The organism is Pigmentiphaga sp. MLSB6-MA01, from assembly GCF_058793475.1.
Map to the genome: position 1 here is coordinate 672,584 of NZ_JBXAFV010000001.1, position 19,020 is coordinate 691,603.

15 protein-coding genes are annotated in these 19,020 nt (G+C 68.6%); 13 read left to right on the top strand and 2 right to left on the bottom strand.

Annotated elements, in window-relative coordinates:
* The first annotated feature begins 118 nt into the window (after window positions 1-118).
* The 4 genes from AC1Q6E_RS03235 to gcvP all read left to right on the top strand — a co-directional run bounded on the left by AC1Q6E_RS03235 (window position 119) and on the right by gcvP (window position 5,619).
* Complete coding sequence (locus tag AC1Q6E_RS03235; RefSeq protein ID WP_296560463.1) at window positions 119-970, top strand: class I SAM-dependent methyltransferase; 852 nt, start codon at window positions 119-121, stop codon at window positions 968-970.
* 31 nt (window positions 971-1,001) lie between these two features.
* Window positions 1,002-2,102, top strand: a complete 1,101-nt coding sequence (gene gcvT / locus AC1Q6E_RS03240) for a glycine cleavage system aminomethyltransferase GcvT (protein WP_492572178.1) — start codon at window positions 1,002-1,004, stop codon at window positions 2,100-2,102.
* A 133-nt stretch (window positions 2,103-2,235) separates the two neighbouring features.
* Complete coding sequence (gene gcvH, locus AC1Q6E_RS03245; RefSeq protein WP_152793927.1) at window positions 2,236-2,616, top strand: glycine cleavage system protein GcvH; 381 nt, start codon at window positions 2,236-2,238, stop codon at window positions 2,614-2,616.
* 108 nt (window positions 2,617-2,724) lie between these two features.
* Window positions 2,725-5,619, top strand: a complete 2,895-nt coding sequence (gene gcvP, locus AC1Q6E_RS03250; protein ID WP_492572179.1) for an aminomethyl-transferring glycine dehydrogenase — start codon at window positions 2,725-2,727, stop codon at window positions 5,617-5,619.
* A 24-nt stretch (window positions 5,620-5,643) separates the two neighbouring features.
* On the opposite strand, the gene AC1Q6E_RS03255 is transcribed toward gcvP, so the two are convergent.
* Window positions 5,644-7,113: a DHA2 family efflux MFS transporter permease subunit gene (locus tag AC1Q6E_RS03255; RefSeq protein ID WP_152794787.1), complete on the bottom strand. Its 1,470-nt coding sequence runs from the start codon at window positions 7,111-7,113 to the stop codon at window positions 5,644-5,646.
* Between the two features lie 166 nt (window positions 7,114-7,279).
* Between AC1Q6E_RS03255 and AC1Q6E_RS03260 the strand changes: the two genes are divergently transcribed.
* The 8 genes from AC1Q6E_RS03260 (at window position 7,280) to AC1Q6E_RS03295 (ending at window position 17,445) form a co-directional block, all read left to right on the top strand.
* On the top strand, window positions 7,280-7,723 hold the full coding sequence (locus AC1Q6E_RS03260) for a MarR family winged helix-turn-helix transcriptional regulator (RefSeq protein WP_296560458.1): 444 nt from the start codon (window positions 7,280-7,282) through the stop codon (window positions 7,721-7,723).
* Between the two features lie 75 nt (window positions 7,724-7,798).
* The gene (locus tag AC1Q6E_RS03265; protein WP_492572180.1) at window positions 7,799-8,284 is read left to right on the top strand and encodes a hypothetical protein; all 486 of its coding nucleotides are present in this window, start codon (window positions 7,799-7,801) and stop codon (window positions 8,282-8,284) included.
* A 95-nt stretch (window positions 8,285-8,379) separates the two neighbouring features.
* The gene (locus AC1Q6E_RS03270) at window positions 8,380-9,621 is read left to right on the top strand and encodes a TolC family protein (RefSeq protein WP_152793933.1); all 1,242 of its coding nucleotides are present in this window, start codon (window positions 8,380-8,382) and stop codon (window positions 9,619-9,621) included.
* Window positions 9,618-10,811, top strand: coding sequence for an efflux RND transporter periplasmic adaptor subunit (locus tag AC1Q6E_RS03275; RefSeq protein WP_492572181.1), 1,194 nt, complete (start codon window positions 9,618-9,620; stop codon window positions 10,809-10,811). Before AC1Q6E_RS03270 ends, AC1Q6E_RS03275 begins: the two co-directional genes overlap by 4 nt.
* 5 nt (window positions 10,812-10,816) lie before the next feature.
* Complete coding sequence (locus tag AC1Q6E_RS03280) at window positions 10,817-13,918, top strand: efflux RND transporter permease subunit (protein ID WP_152793937.1); 3,102 nt, start codon at window positions 10,817-10,819, stop codon at window positions 13,916-13,918.
* Window positions 13,919-13,972: 54 nt separating this feature from the next.
* Complete coding sequence (locus tag AC1Q6E_RS03285; RefSeq protein ID WP_492572182.1) at window positions 13,973-14,305, top strand: P-II family nitrogen regulator; 333 nt, start codon at window positions 13,973-13,975, stop codon at window positions 14,303-14,305.
* A gap of 279 nt (window positions 14,306-14,584) precedes the next feature.
* Complete coding sequence (locus tag AC1Q6E_RS03290) at window positions 14,585-17,074, top strand: penicillin acylase family protein (RefSeq protein WP_492572183.1); 2,490 nt, start codon at window positions 14,585-14,587, stop codon at window positions 17,072-17,074.
* A gap of 11 nt (window positions 17,075-17,085) precedes the next feature.
* Window positions 17,086-17,445, top strand: coding sequence for a hypothetical protein (locus tag AC1Q6E_RS03295; protein ID WP_296560453.1), 360 nt, complete (start codon window positions 17,086-17,088; stop codon window positions 17,443-17,445).
* Here the strand turns inward: AC1Q6E_RS03295 and AC1Q6E_RS03300 are convergent.
* Window positions 17,442-17,933: a dihydrofolate reductase gene (locus AC1Q6E_RS03300; protein ID WP_152793945.1), complete on the bottom strand. Its 492-nt coding sequence runs from the start codon at window positions 17,931-17,933 to the stop codon at window positions 17,442-17,444. The two genes, AC1Q6E_RS03295 and AC1Q6E_RS03300, sit on opposite strands and share 4 nt — an antisense overlap.
* A gap of 195 nt (window positions 17,934-18,128) precedes the next feature.
* Between AC1Q6E_RS03300 and AC1Q6E_RS03305 the strand changes: the two genes are divergently transcribed.
* Window positions 18,129-18,797 (top strand): dienelactone hydrolase family protein, encoded by a 669-nt coding sequence (locus tag AC1Q6E_RS03305; RefSeq protein ID WP_152793947.1) that lies wholly within the window; start codon window positions 18,129-18,131, stop codon window positions 18,795-18,797.
* Window positions 18,798-19,020: the final 223 nt, after the last annotated feature.

The following is a 19,020-nucleotide window of genomic DNA, read 5'->3' on the forward strand; positions in this document are numbered from 1 at the left end:
CGTGCATTGAGAATCCCCCGGCCGCCGGTCTGCTTTCGCACCGACATCGAGTCAGGCACAATCGGATCCGATACACCCGCGTTCCGCTCTACTCGTCCACCAGAAAAGGGGAAGCCCCATGATGCTCGCGTTGTTGAGTCGTTCGTCGCAGTCGGAAGTGTTGCGCCGGTGCGCCCGGGGGATGGCCGTCCTGGCCGCCTGCGCGCTGCCGGCCCTGGCCGCGGTCCAGGCGGCGGAAAAGCCGGATTCGTCGTTTGTTCCCGATGTCGGCCAGGAAGGCAAGGACGTGGTGTGGGTGCCTACCCCCCAGACCCTGGTCGACAAGATGATGGACATGGCCAAGGCCGTGCCGGGCGACACCCTGATCGACCTGGGGTCGGGCGACGGGCGCCTGGTGATCAGCGCGGCCCGGCGCGGCATCAAGGCCCACGGCATCGAGTACAACCCCGAGATGGTGGAACTGGCGCGCCGCAACGCCCAAGCCGCGGGCGTGTCCGGCCGGGCCACGTTCGCGCAGGCGGATCTGTTCGAGACCGATCTTTCCCGCGCCAGCGTCATCACGCTGTTCCTGCTGCCCGCCATCAACGAGAAGCTGCGGCCGCGCCTGCTGGAACTCAAGCCCGGCACCCGCGTCGTGTCCAATACCTTTCCCATGGGCGACTGGCGGCCAGACGAGCAGGCCACGGTCACCGAACAATGCCAGACCTGGTGCTCGGCGCTGCTGTGGATCGTGCCGGCCAGGGTCGAGGGGGCCTGGAAGCTCGACGGCCGCGAATTGAAGCTGGCCCAGCAGTTCCAGCGGCTGAGCGGCACGCTGGGCGCCGCGCCCCTCGATGACGCCACCCTGCGCGGCGATGAGATCTCGTTCTCCGTGAACGGGGTGCGCTATCACGGCAAGGTGAACGGCAACACCATGCAAGGCACGCGCGCCGGAGGCTCGCCCGCCTCGTGGACCGCCGTGCGCGGCTGACGTCCGTCCCTCCCGCCTTCCAGGAGTCCGCATGACCGCGCCACTTTCCCTGAAACAGACGCCGCTCTTCGCCGAGCACCTGGCCTTGTCCGGCAGGATGATCGACTTCGGCGGCTGGTCCATGCCCGTCTCATACGGTTCGCAAATCGACGAGCACCACGCCGTCCGGCGCGGCGCGGGCATGTTCGACGTCTCGCACATGCTCAATGTGGATGTGGTGGGCAGCCAGGCGCGGCCCTACCTGCGCCACCTGCTGGCCAACGACGTCGATCGCCTGGCCGAGCCGGGCAGGGCGCTGTACGCCTGCATGCTCAATCCGCAGGCCGGGGTCGTCGACGACCTGATCGTCTACCTGCTGACGCCGGAGCACTATCGGCTCGTGGTCAATGCCGCCTCGGCCGACAAAGACCTGGTGTGGATGGCGCGCGTTGCCCAGGCCGGCGGCTACGACGTGGCGATCGAGCCGCGCCGGGAACTCGCCATGATCGCGATCCAGGGCCCCCAGGCCCGGGACCGGCTGGCGCAGGCGAGGCCGGCGCTGGGCCGCCTGGCGCGCGGTCTCGCGCCGTTCACGGCCGAAGGGGCCGAGGGCGCGCTGATCGCGCGGACCGGCTACACCGGCGAGGATGGCGTGGAAGTGGTGCTGCCCGGCGCCGAGGCGCCCGCCCTGTGGCGGGACCTGCTGGCGGCGGGCGTCGCGCCCTGCGGCCTGGGGGCGCGCGACACGCTCCGGATCGAGGCCGGCCTGAACCTGTATGGGCAGGACATGGACGAGCTGACCCAGCCGGCCGAGGCCGGACTGGCCTGGACGGTGTCCGACCACGACCCGCAGCGCGACTTCGTCGGGCGCGAGGCGCTGGCCTACGGCCTGAAATGGCAATTGCTGGGACTCAAGCTGCTGGACCGGGGCGTCATGCGCGCCCAGATGGCGGTCCACACGGCCGAGGGCGCCGGCATGGTCACCAGCGGCACCATGTCGCCCACCCTCGGCACGTCCATCGGCTTCGCCCGCGTGCCGGACAGCGTGTCGCCCGGCGACGCGGCCGAAGTGGAGATCCGCGGCCGGCGGGTGCCGGCGGTGGTCTGCCGGCTGCCCTTCGTGCGGCGCGGCAAGATCCTCGACGGCGGTTAGGGCCCATTCCCGGCCCGTGCGAGGCTCCTTCCGGCGGGAACTGGCCCTGGCCCTGATCCGCGCGCGCCGGCCGCCGCCAAGGTTCACTACAATTCCCCCAGACTCTGCCGACCCTTTATCAGGATCCACCCTCATGAACCTTCCTTCCGAACTCAAGTACGCCAAGACCCACGAGTGGATCCGCGCCGACGGCGATCTGCTGGTCGTGGGCATCACCGACCATGCGCAGGACCAACTGGGCGACCTCGTCTACGTCGGCGATGTCAAGGTGGGGGCCAGGCTCCAGGCCGGCGAGACGGCCGGCGTGGTGGAGTCGGTCAAGGCGGCTTCCGACATCTACGCCCCGGTGGCGGGCGAAATCGTGGCCTTCAACGAAGACCTCTCCGCCAGCCCCGAACAACTGAACCAGGAGCCCTACGCCGCCTGGATCTTCAAGCTCCGGCCGGACAACATGGCCGATACCGCCGGCCTGCTCGACGCGGCGGGTTACCAGGCGGCCGTCGGCGCCGAATAGCGCCACCGTCGCGGCCCGTTCCCCCGGGCCGCGGCCGGCACCCGCCCGGCGACCGGGCAGACGCCGTTCCAGCCATTCCATCGCAGGCCCCCGACAGGATACGCTCCCATGCTCAAGGCGCTTGAAGACGATGCGGCATTCATGGCCCGCCATATCGGGCCTTCCGACTCCGACCAGGCCGGGATGCTGGCCGTGGTCGGGGCCGACAGCCTGGACGACCTCGTGCGCCGCGTGGTGCCGGCCGCCATCCTCGAAACCGCTCCCCTGGACCTGCCCGGCCCGAAGGACGAGGCCGGCGTGCTGGCGCAACTCGAGGCCCTGGCCGGGCGCAACACCCTTTTCCGCAGCTACATCGGCCAGGGCTACTACGGCACGCACACGCCGCCGGTCATCCAGCGCAACATCCTGGAGAATCCCGCCTGGTACACCGCCTACACGCCCTACCAGCCCGAGATCTCCCAAGGCCGGCTGCAGGCGCTGCTGGTGTTCCAGACCATGGTGTGCGAGCTGACCGGCCTGGACATCGCCAACGCGTCGCTGCTGGACGAGGCGACGGCGGCGGCCGAGGCCATGACCCTGGCGCGGCGGAGCTCCTCCAGCGATAGCCGGGTGTTCTTCGTGTCCTCGGGCTGCCACCCGCAGACCATCGAGGTACTGCGCACCCGGGCCTCGGCGCTGGATATCGACGTCGTGGCCGGCGACGAGGCCGCCGGCGTGCCCGCGTGTTTCGGCGTCCTGCTGCAATATCCGTGCAGCACCGGCGAAGTGCGGCGCTACGCGCGGATCGCCGCCGGGGTGAAGGCGGCGGGCGGCGTGGTCGCGTGCGCGACCGACCTGCTGGCCCTGGCATTGCTCCAGCCGCCGGGCGAGTGGGGAGCGGACATCGCCATCGGCTCGTCGCAGCGCTTCGGCGTGCCGCTTGGCTACGGCGGTCCGCACGCCGCCTTCATGGCGTGTCGCGACGAGCTCAAGCGCAACCTGCCGGGACGCCTGGTGGGCGTGTCGCGCGATGCCTCGGGCCGGCCGGCGCTGCGGCTGGCGCTGCAGACGCGCGAGCAGCACATCCGCCGCGAGAAGGCCACGTCCAATATCTGCACCTCGCAGGTGCTGCTGGCCGTCATGGCCGCGATGTACGCGGTCTGGCACGGTCCCGACGGCCTCGCGCGGATGGCGGCACGCGTGCACCGCCAGGCGGTGGCGCTGCGCGATGCGCTGGCCCGTCTCGGGGTCGAGGCGAGGCACGAAGCCTTTTTCGATACGCTGCACCTGCGCACGGGCGACCATACCGCCGCCGTCGTGCGCGCGGCCGAGGCGGCGGGCATCAATCTGCGCAAGCTCGACGCGGCGCACCTGGCGGTGTCGCTGGACGAGACCGTGACCGACGCCGACCTGGCATCCCTGCTGGCGGTCTTCGCCGACGGCTGCGGCAGGGCGGGGGCGCGCGGCGCGGACGCGGGCGGCGCGGCCGGGCCCGGGGCGATTCCGCCGGACCTGGTGCGCGATACCCCCGTCCTGTCCCATCCCGTGTTCCGCTCCATCCGCTCGGAAACCGACATGCTGCGCTGGCTGAGGCGGCTGTCCGACATGGACCTCGCGCTGGATCGCACCATGATCCCGCTCGGTTCATGCACGATGAAGCTCAACGCCACGGCCGAGATGATGCCTGTCACCTGGCCCCGCTTCGCCGCGCTGCACCCGTACGCGCCGGCGTGGCAGGCCGAGGGCTACCACGAGCTGGTCGCGGGGCTGTCGCGCGCGCTGTGCGAGATCACGGGCTACGACGCCATCAGCTTCCAGCCCAATTCCGGCGCCCAGGGCGAGTATGCCGGCCTGATGGCCGTGCGCGCCTATCATGCGGCGCGCGGCGAAGCGGCGCGCGACATCTGCCTGATCCCGGCCTCGGCCCACGGCACCAACCCCGCCTCCGCCCAACTGGCGGGAATGCGGGTCGTGGTGGTGGCCTGCGACCGGCAGGGCAATGTGGACGTGGAGGACCTGCGCCGCAAGGCGGCGGAGGCGGGGCAGGGCCTGGCGGCGCTGATGGTGACCTATCCGTCCACCCATGGCGTGTTCGAGGACGCCATCGGCGAGATCTGCCGCATCGTCCACGACCACGGCGGCCAGGTCTATCTGGACGGGGCCAACATGAACGCGCTGGTCGGCCTGGTCAAGCCCGGCCGTATCGGCGCCGACGTGTCCCACCTGAACCTGCACAAGACCTTCTGCATTCCGCATGGCGGCGGCGGGCCGGGGGTGGGGCCGGTGGCGGTGCGGGCGCACCTGGCGCCCTACCTGCCCGGCGTGGTCGGCGAGGACGGCCGGCTGCCGGACGGCACGCCATGCGGGCCCGTGGCCGCCGCGCCGCTGGGGTCGGCGGGGATCCTGCCCATTCCGGCCGCCTACGTGGCGCTGATGGGCCCCGAGGGACTGCGCAGGGCGACCCAGGTCGCCATCCTGAACGCCAACTATGTGGCGCGCCGGCTGGCCGGTCACTATCCCGTCCTGTACACCGGCCGCGGCGATCATGTGGCGCACGAATGCATACTCGACCTGCGGCCCATCAAGCAGCGTTGCGGTATCGATGCCGAGGACGTGGCCAAGCGCCTGATCGACTACGGCTTCCACGCCCCGACGATGAGCTTTCCGGTGGCTGGCACGCTGATGGTGGAGCCTACCGAATCCGAGAGCCGCGCCGAGCTGGACCGCTTCATCGAGGCGATGATCGCCATACGCGTCGAGATCGCGGAAATCGAGGCGGGCGAACAGGACCGCAACGACAACCTGCTCAAGAACGCGCCGCACACCGCCGAGACGCTGCTGGCGCGGGACTGGCCGCATCCGTATGCGCGCGAGCGCGCGGCCTATCCGCTGCCGTCGCTGCGCGAGCACAAGTATTGGCCGCCGGTGGGGCGGGTGGACAACCTGTACGGCGACCGCAACCTGGCCTGCTCGTGCCCGCCCATGAGCGACTACGCCTTGGGCGCGGGTGGAGATCCAGCGTGAACAGGCCCTGGGCCGCGGCCGGGATCAGTCCATGGCCACGTGCGGCGCGTCCTCGCCCGCGGCGCGGCGGCGCGACCGCACGACGGCCAGCAGCGGCACCACGCACAGGGTGGCGATGAACATCAGCTTGAATGCGTCGACGTAGGCGATCATCGAGGCCTGTTGCGTCACCATCTGGTTCAACGATTCCAGCGTGGAAGGCGAGCTCAGGTCGTAGTTCTGCACGAGCGCGGCATTGGCCGGATGCATATGCTCGACCAGCGAGGCATGGACGACCTGGGTGTTGCGCGTGACCTGCGCCTGGATCACCGAGATGCCTATGCTGCTGCCGATGTTGCGCATCAGGCTGAAGATGGCGGTGCCGTCGGCCCGCAGTTCGGGGGCCAGCGTGGCGAAGGTGACCGCGCTCAGGGGGACGAATACGAAGCCCAGGCCCACGCCCTGGATGACGCCCGGCCAGACGATATCGTTCTCCGACAGGACCAGCGTATAGCCCATCATCTGGTAGAGCGCGACGGCCGATACCAGAAAGCCGGCCAGCAGCATCATGCGCACGTCCATGCGCCCGACCAGCCGTCCCGCGATCAGCATGGCCACCATGGTGCCCACGCCGCTGGGCGCGGTGACCAGGCCCGTGGTGGCCACCGGATAGCCCATCAGCGCCTCCAGCATGGGCGGCAGCAGGGCGCGCGTCGCGTACATCACCGCGCCGATCACGAAGATGAAACAGGTGCCCGTGACGAAGTTGCTGTCCTTCAGGAGTTCGTAGCGGAAGAAGGACCCCTTGCCCGCGGTGGCCGTGTGCAGCGCGAAGAAGACGAAGCTGACCAGCGCCACGGCAGCTTCGATGCGTATCTCCAGCGAGCTGAACCAGTCCAGTTGCTGGCCGCGGTCCAGCATGGCCTGCAGGGCGCCGATCGCCAGCGACAAGGTGATGAACCCGAAGAAGTCCAGCGCCTGCCGGGCCGAGGGCTTGGAACGAGGCAGGTAGGTCAGCACGCCGAACAGCGCGAAAGCGCCGATGGGCAGGTTGATCAGGAACACCCATCGCCAGTTGTAGCTGTCCGTCAGCCACCCGCCCAGCGTCGGGCCCAGTATCGGTCCCACCATCACGCCCACGCCCCAGATCGCCATGGCCTGCGGTTGCTTGTCGCGCGGATTGATGTCGAGCAGGATCGATTGGGACAGCGGCACCAGCGCGGCGCCGAACAGGCCTTGCAGCAGCCGCGCGCCGACGATCTGGGCAAGGGTCTCGGACAGGCCGCACAGCAGCGACGCCACGGTGAAGCCGCTGACCGCGACCGCCAGCAGGCGCTTGACGCCGAGCCGCGCGGCCAGCCAGCCGGTCAGCGGCGTGGCGATGGCGGCGGCCACGATGTACGAGGTCAGCACCCAGCTGATCTCGTCCTGGGAGGCGGACAGCGTGCCCTGCATGTGCGGCAGCGCGACGTTGGCGATGGTGCTGTCCAGCGTCTGCATCAGCGTGGCGAGCATGATGGACAGCGTGATCATGCGCCGGTTGAGCGGCGCGGCGGAGGTTTGCACGGTAAACGTCCGGCGGGACTGGAATGGTATGCAGGTATATCATATGCTTGCTTACATATTCCCGAACGCGCGTCGATGGGTGACAATATCGCGCGTTTCCCCTTCCGGTCTTCCCATGGCGACTCCCTACGACAAGCGCTTCGGTTTCATGGTGTCCGACATCGGCCGGCTGATGAGCACCGAGTTCGACCGCCGGGCGCGCGGGCGGCTGGCGCTCAGCCGCGCGCAGTGCCGCCTGGCCCTGTACCTGTCCTTCCTGGGGCCGATGACGCAGGCGCAACTGGCCGAGACGCTGGACGTCACGCCCATGACCGTCGCCCGCATGCTGGACCGGATGCAGGAGGGCGGCTGGGTCACGCGCATGCCGGTGCCCAACGACAGGCGGGCATTCCGTGTCGAGGCCACGGCCAAGGCCGAGTCCATGCTGGCGGAGGCGCTGAGCGTGGGCGACGAGCTGGCCGCTTTCGCGCTGCGTGGCCTGACCGAGGAAGAGCGCGGCCAGTTGATGGGATTGCTGCAACGCGTCCGCGACAACATGACCACGCCGGACGGCGGATAAGCCTTGCCGAAGCCGCGCCGTCCCGCATTCGGCGCGAAATGAGAGCGAATTGCAAAAACTCGCGCAGCGCTTAAAATGCTGCACATGCGACATTGGTACGCGTTTCTCGTATTGCTGTGCCTGCCCCTTCAATGGGCGTGGGCGGAGTCCGCCGTGTGCCAGTTCAAGGCCCACGTGGTGGCCGGCTACCAGCATGCCCGTGTCGCGTCCCACCTGCCCACGGCGGTCGCCCAGGAACTGCGCGAGATGCCACAGGCCGGCGCCGCCGCCCAGATCGACATGCCGCGCTGGGAGTTCGAGCTGGACGAGGAATTCGACATCGTCGAGCAGATTTCCGAGCCCGACTGGGGCGACGTGGCGGTGGATGGCCTGGCCTGCCGGCCGCCGGTCAACGACAATTCGTACAGCGGTGTCCCGCTGGACCCCCACGAGTTCGACCTTCCCCTGTGCGTCGCGATCACCGCGCCCACCCTGGGCGACTCGCTGTTCGTCGCTTCGCCGCGTCCTCCCGCGCCGGCTCCGGTGTTCCGGGCCTACCGGCCGCCGTCACTGACGGCCTGATCCGCGTCACTTTCGTCTGCGGCGGCAGCTAGCCGCCGCACGCGCCTTGCCGGCGGCCCCCTGGGCCGTCGCGCGTGTTCGTCCCAACGATCATCATGAAGCCCATCACACTCGTTTTGTCAGTGTGGCTGGCGGGCATGTGTACCCACGCGGCTGCAGCGCAGCCCTACACGCTCGACCAGCTATTGTCCCTTGCCCTGCAGGGCAACAAAGGTGTCGAGGCCGCCGCCGCCGGCGTCGACGCCGCCCAGGCCGGCCTGACCACCGCCCGGGCCTATCCCAATCCCGAGGTGGAGTTCACCACGGGCCGCGTCTCGGCGCGCCAGCCCGGCACCGCCACCGGCATCGGCCAGACGTTGTCCATTACGCAGCGCATCGACCTGCCCAGCCAGCGCCAGCTGCGGCGCGAATTGGCGACCGGGACGCTGAGGTCCGTCACCGCGGGGCAGGAGTTCTTCGTGGCGGGGCTCGTGGCCCAGGTCAAACGCGGGTTTTACGAGACGCTGCGGCGCGAGGCCGAGTTCGCCGCGGCCCAGGAAGACCTGGTGCTGACCCAGCAGTTGTACAACCGCGCCCAGGTCCGGGTGGACGTGGGCGATGCGCCCAAGTACGAGGCGATCCGCGTCGCGGCCGAGCTGCTGAATGCGCAGAAGAACAACCAGAGCGCCCTGTTGCGCGTGAACCAGGCCAAGTCCTTCCTGCGCCAGCAGGTCGGCGGCATCCTGCCCACGGCGTTCGCCGTGGACGGCCGGCTGGGCGGGACGCCCGCCCTGGAGCCGCTGGGCAAGTTGCGGGAGGTGATGCTGGCGGGCAATCCCGAACTTACCCAGTTCCGGGCGGAGGTGCTGCGAGCCCGCACCGCGGTGGACTACGAACGTTCGCTGCGCATGCCCTCGGTGGCGCTCAAGGCCACGTCCAGCCGCGACCCCGACACGCGCGACACGCAGTTCGGCGTGGTGGTCAGCGTGCCCTTGTGGGACCGCCGCCAGGGCCCGATCGACGAGGCCGCCGCCACCGCCATGCGCGCGCGCAGCCTGCTCGAGGCGCGCGAGTTCGAACTGACCCAGCAACTGGATTCCGCCTACCAGCAGTTCCAGATCGCCGCCTCGCAGGTCGAGGCGCTGGAGTCGGGCATCGTGCGCCAGGCCGAAGCCGCGTTGAACGTGGCCGAGGCCGCTTATCGCTATGGCGAGCGGGGGATCATCGACTACATCGATGCCCAGCGCGTGCTGCGTACCGCGCGCAACGACCTGATCGCCGCCCAATTCGATCTGCAAATGGCCGCCGTGGAAATCGAGCGGCTGCTGGCCAACTCTTCCGCAGGTGACCCTTCATGATTCCGAGCCAATTCCGCACGACCTTCCACGGCATCCGCCGGGCCCGGCCGGCCGCCGGCCGATGGAGCCTCCTCGCGGCGTTCTGCCTCGTCCTGGCCGCCTGCGGCGACAAGCCCTCGACCGAGGCAGTCCCGGCCGAAGTCCTCGACCCTGGCATCGTGATCGCGGACGAGGCCATGCAGGCCCGCATCAAGATTTCCGCGATCTCGGTGGAACCGTTCAGCGACGTGCTGCGTGTCGCGGGCCGCATCGATTTCGACCGCCAGCGCATGGCCCGCATCGGCGCGCCAGTGACGGGGCGGGTAACCGACATCAACACCACGCTGGGCGCGGCGGTCAAACCCGGCGACGTGCTGGCGCGTCTGCACAGCACCGAGCTTGGCAGCGCGCAACTGGCCTACCTGAAGGCCCGGGCCCAGTCCGAGCTGCAGCAGAACGCCCGCGAGCGGGCCCGGCTGCTGTTCGCCGCCGACGTGATCGGCAAGGCCGAATTGCAGCGGCGCGAGAACGAATACGCGGTGGCCGCGGCCGAATTGCGCGCCGCTTCCGAGCAGTTGAGCGTGCTGGGCATGTCGCCGCCGGCGATCGCCCGCATGGGGCAGTCGGGCGAGATCAGCTCCTTTTCGCCGGTGGTGTCCACCCTGCGCGGATCGGTGGTGGAGTTCAAGGTATCGCCAGGACAGGTGGTGCAGCCGGCCGACGCGCTGTTCACGGTGGCCGACCTGTCGCGCGTGTGGGCCGTGGCCGAAGTGCCTGAGCAGCAGGCCGACCTGGTGGCGGCGGGGCAGACCGTCGATATCGAGGTTCCCGCGCTGGGCAACCGGAAGATTTCGGGCGAGCTGATCTTCGTCGGCCAGGTGGTCGATCCGGCCACGCGCACCGTGCCGGTCAGGACAGCCATCGACAATGCCGACGGCAGGCTCAAGCCGGCGATGCTGGCGACCATGCTGATCGCCAGCCGGCCGACCGGGCAGCTCGTGATTCCCGCATCGGCCGTGGTGCGATTCGAGAACGAAGATCTCGTCTATGTCGAGATCGAGCCGGGGCGCTTTCGCGCGACCCAGGTGCAGATGGGAGCCTCGTACAACGGCAAGCGGGTGGTCACCTCGGGCCTGAAAGCCGGCGACCGCGTCGTCGTCGAAGGCGCCTTCCACCTCAACAACCAGCGCGCTGGCGTCGATCCGGAGTAACGATCATGCTCGAGAAAATCGTCCGCGCTGCCCTGCAGCAGCGGCTGATCATCGTCGTGCTGGCGGTGGTGGCCCTGGTGGCCGGCCTGGACGCCATGCGCAAGCTGTCGGTGGATGCCTTCCCGGACGTCACCAACGTCCAGGTCCAGATCGCGACCGATGCCACCGGCCGCTCGCCGGAAGAGGTCGAGCGCTTCGTGACCGTGCCCATCGAGATCGCGATGACCGGCCTGCCAGGGCTGGAGGAGATGCGTTCGCTGAACAAGCCGGGGCTGTCGCTGATCACGCTGGTCTTCACCGATGCGACCGACGTCTATTTCGCGCGCCAACTGGTGATGGAGCGGCTGATCGAGATCGGCTCGCGCATGCCCGCCGGCGTGACACCCGTGCTCGGGCCGGTTTCCACCGGCCTGGGGGAGGTGTACCAGTACACCCTGGACCGGCCCGACGACGGCGACCGGGAGCTGACGCAGAAAGAATTGACCGAGCGGCGCATCGTCCAGGACTGGGTGGTGCGGCCGCTGTTGCGCTCGATCCCGCAGGTGGCCGAGATCAATTCGCAGGGTGGCTACGTGAAGCAGTACCAGGTGCTGGTCAATCCCGACCGCATGAGCCACTACGGCATCACGCTGCAACAGGTCTACGAGGGGCTGGCGCGCAACAACGCCAATTCCGGCGGCGGCATCCTGCCGCACTACGCGGAGCAGTACCTGATACGTGGCGTGGGCCTGATCGAGAACCTGCAGGACATCGCCAACATCGTGCTGGCCGAATCCAACGGCACGCCCGTCTATGTGCGGGACGTGGCCGGGGTCAGCATGGGGCACGAGGTCCGCTACGGCGCCGTGGTCAAGAACGGCGTGACCGAGTCCGTGGGCGGCATCGTCATGATGATGCGGGGCGGGAACGCCAAGGAGGTCGTGGCGCGCATCAAGCAGCGGGTGGCCGAGATCAACGGCCAGGGCATGCTGCCCGACGGCCTGCGGATCGTGCCCTACTACGATCGCAGCGAACTGGTCGACGCCGCCCTGTGGACCGTGGCCAAGGTGCTGCTGGAGGGCGTCCTGCTGGTCGTCGTCGTCCTGTTCCTGTTCCTGGGGGATGTGCGGTCCTCGCTGATCGTCGTGGCGACACTGGTACTGACACCGCTCCTGACCTTCTTCGCGATGAACCGGCTGGGGATCTCGGCCAACCTGATGTCGCTGGGGGGGCTGGCGGTCGCCATCGGCCTGATGGTCGACGGTTCCGTGGTCGTGGTCGAGAACGCCTTCGCCCACCTGGGCCACGCCAAGGAAAACGGCGAGAGCAAGATCCGCATCATCCTCAAGGCGGTGGCCGAGGTGGCGACGCCGGTCGTGTTCGGCATCGGCATCATCATCCTGGTGTTCCTGCCGCTGATGACGCTGCAGGGCATGGAAGGCAAGATGTTCGCGCCGCTGGCCTACACCATCGCCATCGCGCTGGCGATCTCGCTGGTGCTGTCCCTGACCCTGTCGCCGGTGCTGTCGTCCTACCTGCTCAAGGGGGGCGCCGAGCACGACACGCGCATGATCGCCTTCATGAAGCGGCATTACCTGCGCATGCTGGACTGGGTGCTGCGCAATACCAGGAAGACCGTCGTGATGGCGGTACTGGCCTTCGCCGCGTCGCTGGCCATGCTGCCCCTGCTGGGTACCGCATTCATTCCCGAGATGAAGGAAGGTTCGATCGTGCCGGGCATCAACCGCGTGCCCAACATTTCGCTCGAAGAGTCGATCGAACTGGAGCGGCAGGCCATGAAGATCATCATGGGCGTGCCGGGTGTGAAGTCGGCGATTTCCGGCGTGGGCCGGGGCGAGAGCCCGGCGGATCCGCAGGCGCAGAACGAGTCCACGCCCATCGTCAGCCTCAAGCCTCAGGAAGAGTGGCCCGAGGGCTGGAACCAGGACACCATCGCCGAGGAAATCCGCAAGCGCCTGCAAGTGATTCCCAGCGCGCAGGTCATCATGGCGCAGCCGATCTCCGACCGGGTCGACGAAATGGTCACCGGTGTGCGTTCGGACGTGGCCGTCAAGGTGTTCGGCGAAGACCTGGACCGGCTGCTGCAGAAGGCGCAGGAGATCGCGCGGGTGGCCGAGACGGTGCCGGGCGCGCGCGACGTGCGGGTGGACCGGGTCAGCGGCCAGCAGTACTTGTCGATCAACATCGACCGCCAGGCCATCGCCCGTTATGGCCTGAACGTGTCGGACGTGCATGACGTGATCGAAGTGGCCATCGCCGGCAAGACCGCTACCGAGATCTATGAGGGCGAGCGCAGGTTCTCGGCGGCCGTACGCCTGCCCGAGAATTTCCGCGGCAGCGTTCAGGCCATCCGCCAGATCCTGCTGACCACGCCGCATGGCGTGCGCGTGCCGCTCGAGAGCCTAGCCGCGATCGAGGTGCGCGACGGGCCGGCGCAGATCAGCCGCGAAGGCGGCAAGCGGCGCGTGGTGGTCGCCATCAACGTGCAGGGCCGTGACCTGGGCGGGTTCGTGGCGGAGCTGCAGCAGACGGTGCGGGGCAAGGTGCAACTGCCCACCGGCTACCACCTGGAGTGGGGCGGGCAGTTCCAGAACATGGAGCGCGCGCTGGGCCATTTGTCCATCATCGTGCCCGCCACCGTGGCCGCCATCTTCTTCCTGCTGTTCCTGTTGTTCAACTCGGTGCGCTACGCGACGCTGATCATCACGGTGCTGCCGTTCGCCTCCATCGGCGGCATCATCGCGCTGTTCGTGACGGGTGAGTACCTGTCGGTGCCGGCATCGGTGGGATTCATCGCGCTGTGGGGCATCGCCGTGTTGAACGGGGTGGTGATGGTGTCCTGCATACGCAAGCTGCGGATGGAAGGCATGCCGCTGGCCGAGGCGGTGGTGGAAGGAGCGACCATGCGGTTCCGGCCGGTCATGATGACGGCGACCGTGGCCATGCTGGGCCTGGTTCCCTTCCTATTCGCGACCGGACCGGGATCGGAGGTCCAGCGGCCGCTGGCGGTGGTGGTGATCGGCGGGCTGATCTCTTGCACGCTGCTCACGCTGCTGGTGCTGCCCACGCTGTATCGCTGGTTCGACGAGGAGTCGCCCGAGGCATAGGCGAAGAATCCCCAGCCGCCGAGGCGGCTGGACGGCAACGCAAGGAGAAAGCGAATGAAGGAAATCAAGGCGATCATACGGCCGGTGCGCCTGGACGACGTGCGCGAGGCGCTGATGCGCACGCCGGGTTTTCCCGGCATGACCGTCACGCACGTCGAAGGGTGCAGCGCCCCGGGCCGGCACCAGCCGCAGAACCTGAAGGAAGAGCTGCTGGATTTCTCGCCCAAGGTGCGCATCGACATGGTGGTGCCGGACGAGTACGCCGACATCCTGTACGACGCCCTGAAGCTGGCGGCCTCGACGGGCCACATCGGCGATGGCCTGGTCTGGATGGGCGAGGTGTCGCGGTGCGACTATCTGTGGCAGCCCGGCCAGCGGGGAGGCTGATCCGGGGCCGGCCGGCGAGTGCGGTTGGCCGGACAGGATTTCCGTTGTTTTTCTGAAATATGGCAAAACCGGCCCGCACCAGGGCCGGTTTTGCCATGTGCGCGGTCCCTGCGTAATGGCATGGATATTGCACGGTCCACCTGCCGGCCGGCTTGGAGAACGGCGGTTCATCTGGCACGAAGGAGAGAGGAAGAAAGGCGCGTGGCTTGGCGCGGTCCGCCGCATCGGTGCGGTGGCCTGCAATGACTGATGTGTCGCAAAGAAAAAACGGAGACAGACATGGACAGGTACGGACGAATCCGATGGTCGTCGTTGGCGGCGGCCGCCTTGTTGCTGGCCGCCTGTGGCGGAGGCGGCGATGGTGACGGCGGTGGCTCGACCCCGCCTCCAGGCCCGGGCGCCCAGGTGCCGGGCGTCAAGGAGCAAGTGGAAATCGTACGGGACCGCCATGGCGTGTCCCATATCTTTGCCCAGAACCAGCGCGACCTGTTCTTCGCCCAAGGCTACAACGCCGCGCGCGATCGCCTCTGGCAACTGGACCAGTGGCGGCGGCGGGGCGAGGGCAAGATGGCCGAGCAGTTCGGCGCCCGCTTCGTGCCGGCCGACCGCGCGGCGCGCAAGTTCCTGTTCCGCGGCGATACCGAAGCGGAGTTCGCCAGCTATCACCCGCAGGGCAAGGAAATCCTGACGGCTTTCTCCGATGGCATCAATGCCTACGTCGACGAGGTCAAGGCGGATCCCGCCAAGCTGCCCATCGAATTCCGCCTGACCGGCACCGAGCCCGGCCGCTGGTCGCCCACGTCGTCGCTGATACGTATCTATGGCATCACGCGCAACGTCAGTACCGAGATCTCGATGGCCCGGCGCATCGCCGCCGTCGGACTGCCGGTCACGCAGGAACTGACCGACCAGCAACCGCCCAGGACCCTGCAAGTGCCGGCGGGGCTGGATGTCGGAACCCTGACCACGGCCATCCTGGCCGAGTATCAATTGGCGCGCAACGGCATGGCGTTCGAGGCGGGGGATTTCCCGCGCAGCCCGCTGTCGCCGGTCGCCCGCGAGCGCCTGGCCTCGGCCTTGTCGGCCAGCGGCGGCACGGCCGCGCGCGAGCCCGAGGAACTGCTGGCCCTCCAGCACGAAAGCAACAACTGGACGGTATCCGGGGACCGCACCGCCTCGGGCAAACCGATCCTGGCGGGGGATCCGCACCGTGCGATCAGCATGCCGTCGCTGCGCTACATGGTCCATCTGCACGCGCCGGGCTGGAACGTGATCGGCGCCGGCGAGCCCGCGCTGCCGGGCGTGTCGATGGGGCACAACGAACGCATCGCGTTCGGCCTGACCATCTTCGCCTATGGCGACGAGGAGGACCTGTACGTCTACGAGACCAACCCGGCCAATCCCGACCAGTACCGCTACAAGGGGGCGTGGCAAACCATGACGAAGGTGGAGGAGAACGTGCCCGTGCGCGGCCAGGCCGAGCAGAAGGTGACGCTCAAGTTCACGCGCCATGGTCCGGTGGTGTACGAGGATGCGGCGGCCAACAAGGCCTATGCCGTTCGCGCCGCGTACCTGGAATTCCCGGGCACGGCGGCCTACCTGGCCAGTCTGCGGCTGAACCAGGCGAACAACTGGACCGAGTTCAGCGAAGGCATGGCGCGGCATTTCACGCCGGGCGAGAACATGGTCTACGCCGACGTGGACGGCAACATCGGCTGGTTCGGCGGTTCGCTGGTGCCGATACGGCCCAACCCGGACTGGAGCGGACTGCTGCCGGTGCCGGGGGACGGGCGCTACGAATGGGCGGGGTATCTGTCCGGCTCGCTGCTGCCGCGCATCCTGAATCCCCGCGAGGGCTTCTTCGCCACGGCCAACCAGTACAACGTCCCGGACGACTACGCCTACCGCGACCTGACCAATACCATGGGCTGGGCGGAAGCCTACCGCTACGACCGCATCGTCGAGGTGCTCAAGACCGCCACGCGGCACACCGTGCAGGACTCCGCCAAATTGCAGATCGACGAGTTGTCCCTGCCGGCGCGCACGCTGGTGCCCATGCTGGCCGGCCTGAACTCCGGCGACGCGGACGTGGCCGAGGCCTTGCAGCGCCTGCGTGCCTGGGACTACGTGGCCAGCGTCGATTCCGTGGCCGCCACCATCTTCGAGGTCTGGCTGCCCAAGGTCTCCACGCAGGTCTCCAATCTGATCGTGCCGGCGGCGGGGCGTTCGCTGTTCGGGACGCTGTCCAAGCCCGTGGTGTTCGCGCGGCTTGCGGCGCCTGATGCGGTGTTCGGCGCGGATCCGGTCGCGGGGCGCAACGCACTGCTGCTCGATACGCTGAAGTCGGCCATGGGCGACCTGAAGACGCGGATGGGTGGAGACGTTTCGGCATGGAAGTGGGGGTCGGTGCACCACATCAAGTTCGACCATGAACTGGCGGCCTTCCTCGATGCCGGTACGGCCAGCGGCCTGGCCACCCAGCGTTTCTCCGTCGGCGGCACCGGCGATACCGTCCACCGGGCCTCGTACCGGACGTCGGACTTCCGCGTGACCAGCGGCGCGTCCTACCGGCAGATCATCGATGTGTCCGATTGGGACAAGTCGCTCGCGATCAACGTGCCGGGGCAGTCCGCCGATCCGGACAGCCCGTACTATGACAACCTCCTGGAGGCCTGGGCCAAGGGCGAGTACTTCCCGATGGTCTATACCCGAGGCGCGATCGATGCCGTGAAGGCCGATTCGTGGACGCTGCGTCCGGTGGCGCGCTGAAGGGGGCGGCGATGCGCAAACCGATCGCGATCGCATCGGCGCTGGTGGTGCTGGCGGCGCTGCTCGCCGCCGGCAGCGCCGCGGGCAGCCGCGTCACGGTGCTGGTGCTGGATGTGCCGGACCGGCAGGCCACGCTGCTGGTCAGGCGCAGCGCGGCGCTCGGCATGGGCTGGTTGGAGTCCGAGGCTACGCTGTGCCGGCGCCAGGCGCCGGGCTCGCCCCTGCACTCGGTGATGCTGTCACCGGAGTTCTGCCCGCTGGCCCTGGCGGCGGGCCGGGAAACCCGCGGGGAGCGCGTCCTGTTGACCTTGCCGTTCCAGGCCTGGCTGCATGGACTGGCCGGGCGGGGATCCAGCGCCGGCAGGCCTTAGGCCCGCGTCCGGTCATAGGTGACGAAGTCGTAGCCCAGGCCGTCCTCGGGCGGCTGGGGCTCGCGCGAGGATTCGCGCCATTGGCCGGGAGGCAGCGGTGGGAACCAGGCGTCGCCCGGCACGTCGGCATGCACCTCGGTGGCGATGAGGGTGTCCGCGCGATCCAGCGCGGCGGCGTATATCTGCGCCCCGCCTATCACGAACACCTGGGCGGCGTCCCCGGCCGCGGCCAGGGCCTCTTCCAGCGTGTGTACCACCGTGGCGCCCCCGGCCGCATAGGCCGGGTCGCGGGTGATGACGATGTTCTGGCGGCCGGGCAGCGGCCGGCCCAGCGATTCCCAGGTCTTGCGGCCCATGACGATGGGATGGCCGAGGGTGGTGCGCTTGAAGTGCGCCAGGTCGCCACGCAGGCGCCACGGCAGGGCATTGTCGCGTCCAATGACGCGGTTGCTGGCGTAGGCGACGATAAGGATGAGCTGGGCGGGCATGGCGGGGAAGAGTCTGGCGTATCCAGCCCGCAATCTAGCATGAACGCCGTACGGTCCCCGGAGGCGCCGGCCGGGGTGGATGGCTGTCAGGCGGCGGGATTTCTGATACAACGCATGCCTGTGGGTCCGGTTCGCGTCGCGGCCGGGCCGCATCACGACAACAATCATTCATCAACAAGGGAAGACAAGGGAATTATGGGAACGCAGATCGAATTGACCGCCTCGGACGGTGCCACCATTTCCGCCTACCGCGCCGACCCGGCCGGCAAGCCGCGCGGCGGCCTGATCGTGTGCCAGGAAATCTTCGGGGTCAACGTCCATGTCCGCGGCGTGTGCGACCGCTATGCCCAGGAAGGCTACCTGGCGATCGCCCCCGCGTTCTTCGACCGTATCGAGCCGGGCGTGGAGCTGGGCTATGAGCCCGACGACATCGCCAAGGGACGCGGATTGATGCAGAAGGCCTCCATCGACAACGCCCTGAAGGACGTTGCCGCGGCGATGGCCGTCGCGAGCGAAGCGGGCAAGGTCGGCATCGTCGGCTATTGCTGGGGCGGCACCGTGGCATGGGCCGCCGCGGGGCGCCTGGACGGCCTGTCGGCCGCCATTCCCTACTATGGCGGCGGCATCGCGGCCATCGCCAGCCAGAAGCCGCGCATTCCGACCATGGCGCATTTCGCGGAAAACGACCACTCCATCCCGATGACCGACGTCGAGAAGATCCGCGCCGCCCAGCCCGAGGTGATCATCCACACCTATGTGGCCAGTCACGGCTTCAACTGCGAGATGCGGGGTGCGTACGACAAGCCCAGCGCCGACCTGGCGCTCGCGCGCTCGCTGGAGTTCCTGCGCCAGCACGTGGGCTGACGCGAAACGTCGCCCGGCCGCATAGGGTAGGAGGAACAGTGCCTGGGCCGGAGTGGCGTTCATTTTCTTGACCCGGTCTTGTCCGGGGTGCCGGGGCCGGCGGGTGGGCGGGGCGCAAACGAAGCCGGTCCCGCTGCGCGGGACTTCCCGGTGGGGACAGGGTGGACGGGGCGGGCGCAGAACTCGGGCGGGAACAGTCCCCCGGACTGTTCCCAAGGCCGCC

What these genes read in the sequence shown, in the direction of transcription:
- AC1Q6E_RS03235 (WP_296560463.1), top strand. Translation starts at nt 119, where the DNA reads ATGATGCTCGCGTTGTTGAGTCGTTCGTCGCAGTCGGAAGTGTTGCGC.
- gcvT (WP_492572178.1), top strand. Translation starts at nt 1,002, where the DNA reads ATGACCGCGCCACTTTCCCTGAAACAGACGCCGCTCTTCGCCGAGCAC.
- gcvH (WP_152793927.1), top strand. Translation starts at nt 2,236, where the DNA reads ATGAACCTTCCTTCCGAACTCAAGTACGCCAAGACCCACGAGTGGATC.
- gcvP (WP_492572179.1), top strand. Translation starts at nt 2,725, where the DNA reads ATGCTCAAGGCGCTTGAAGACGATGCGGCATTCATGGCCCGCCATATC.
- AC1Q6E_RS03255 (WP_152794787.1), bottom strand. Translation starts at nt 7,113, where the DNA reads ATGCTCGCCACGCTGATGCAGACGCTGGACAGCACCATCGCCAACGTC.
- AC1Q6E_RS03260 (WP_296560458.1), top strand. Translation starts at nt 7,280, where the DNA reads ATGGCGACTCCCTACGACAAGCGCTTCGGTTTCATGGTGTCCGACATC.
- AC1Q6E_RS03265 (WP_492572180.1), top strand. Translation starts at nt 7,799, where the DNA reads ATGCTGCACATGCGACATTGGTACGCGTTTCTCGTATTGCTGTGCCTG.
- AC1Q6E_RS03270 (WP_152793933.1), top strand. Translation starts at nt 8,380, where the DNA reads ATGAAGCCCATCACACTCGTTTTGTCAGTGTGGCTGGCGGGCATGTGT.
- AC1Q6E_RS03275 (WP_492572181.1), top strand. Translation starts at nt 9,618, where the DNA reads ATGATTCCGAGCCAATTCCGCACGACCTTCCACGGCATCCGCCGGGCC.
- AC1Q6E_RS03280 (WP_152793937.1), top strand. Translation starts at nt 10,817, where the DNA reads ATGCTCGAGAAAATCGTCCGCGCTGCCCTGCAGCAGCGGCTGATCATC.
- AC1Q6E_RS03285 (WP_492572182.1), top strand. Translation starts at nt 13,973, where the DNA reads ATGAAGGAAATCAAGGCGATCATACGGCCGGTGCGCCTGGACGACGTG.
- AC1Q6E_RS03290 (WP_492572183.1), top strand. Translation starts at nt 14,585, where the DNA reads ATGGACAGGTACGGACGAATCCGATGGTCGTCGTTGGCGGCGGCCGCC.
- AC1Q6E_RS03295 (WP_296560453.1), top strand. Translation starts at nt 17,086, where the DNA reads ATGCGCAAACCGATCGCGATCGCATCGGCGCTGGTGGTGCTGGCGGCG.
- AC1Q6E_RS03300 (WP_152793945.1), bottom strand. Translation starts at nt 17,933, where the DNA reads ATGCCCGCCCAGCTCATCCTTATCGTCGCCTACGCCAGCAACCGCGTC.
- AC1Q6E_RS03305 (WP_152793947.1), top strand. Translation starts at nt 18,129, where the DNA reads ATGGGAACGCAGATCGAATTGACCGCCTCGGACGGTGCCACCATTTCC.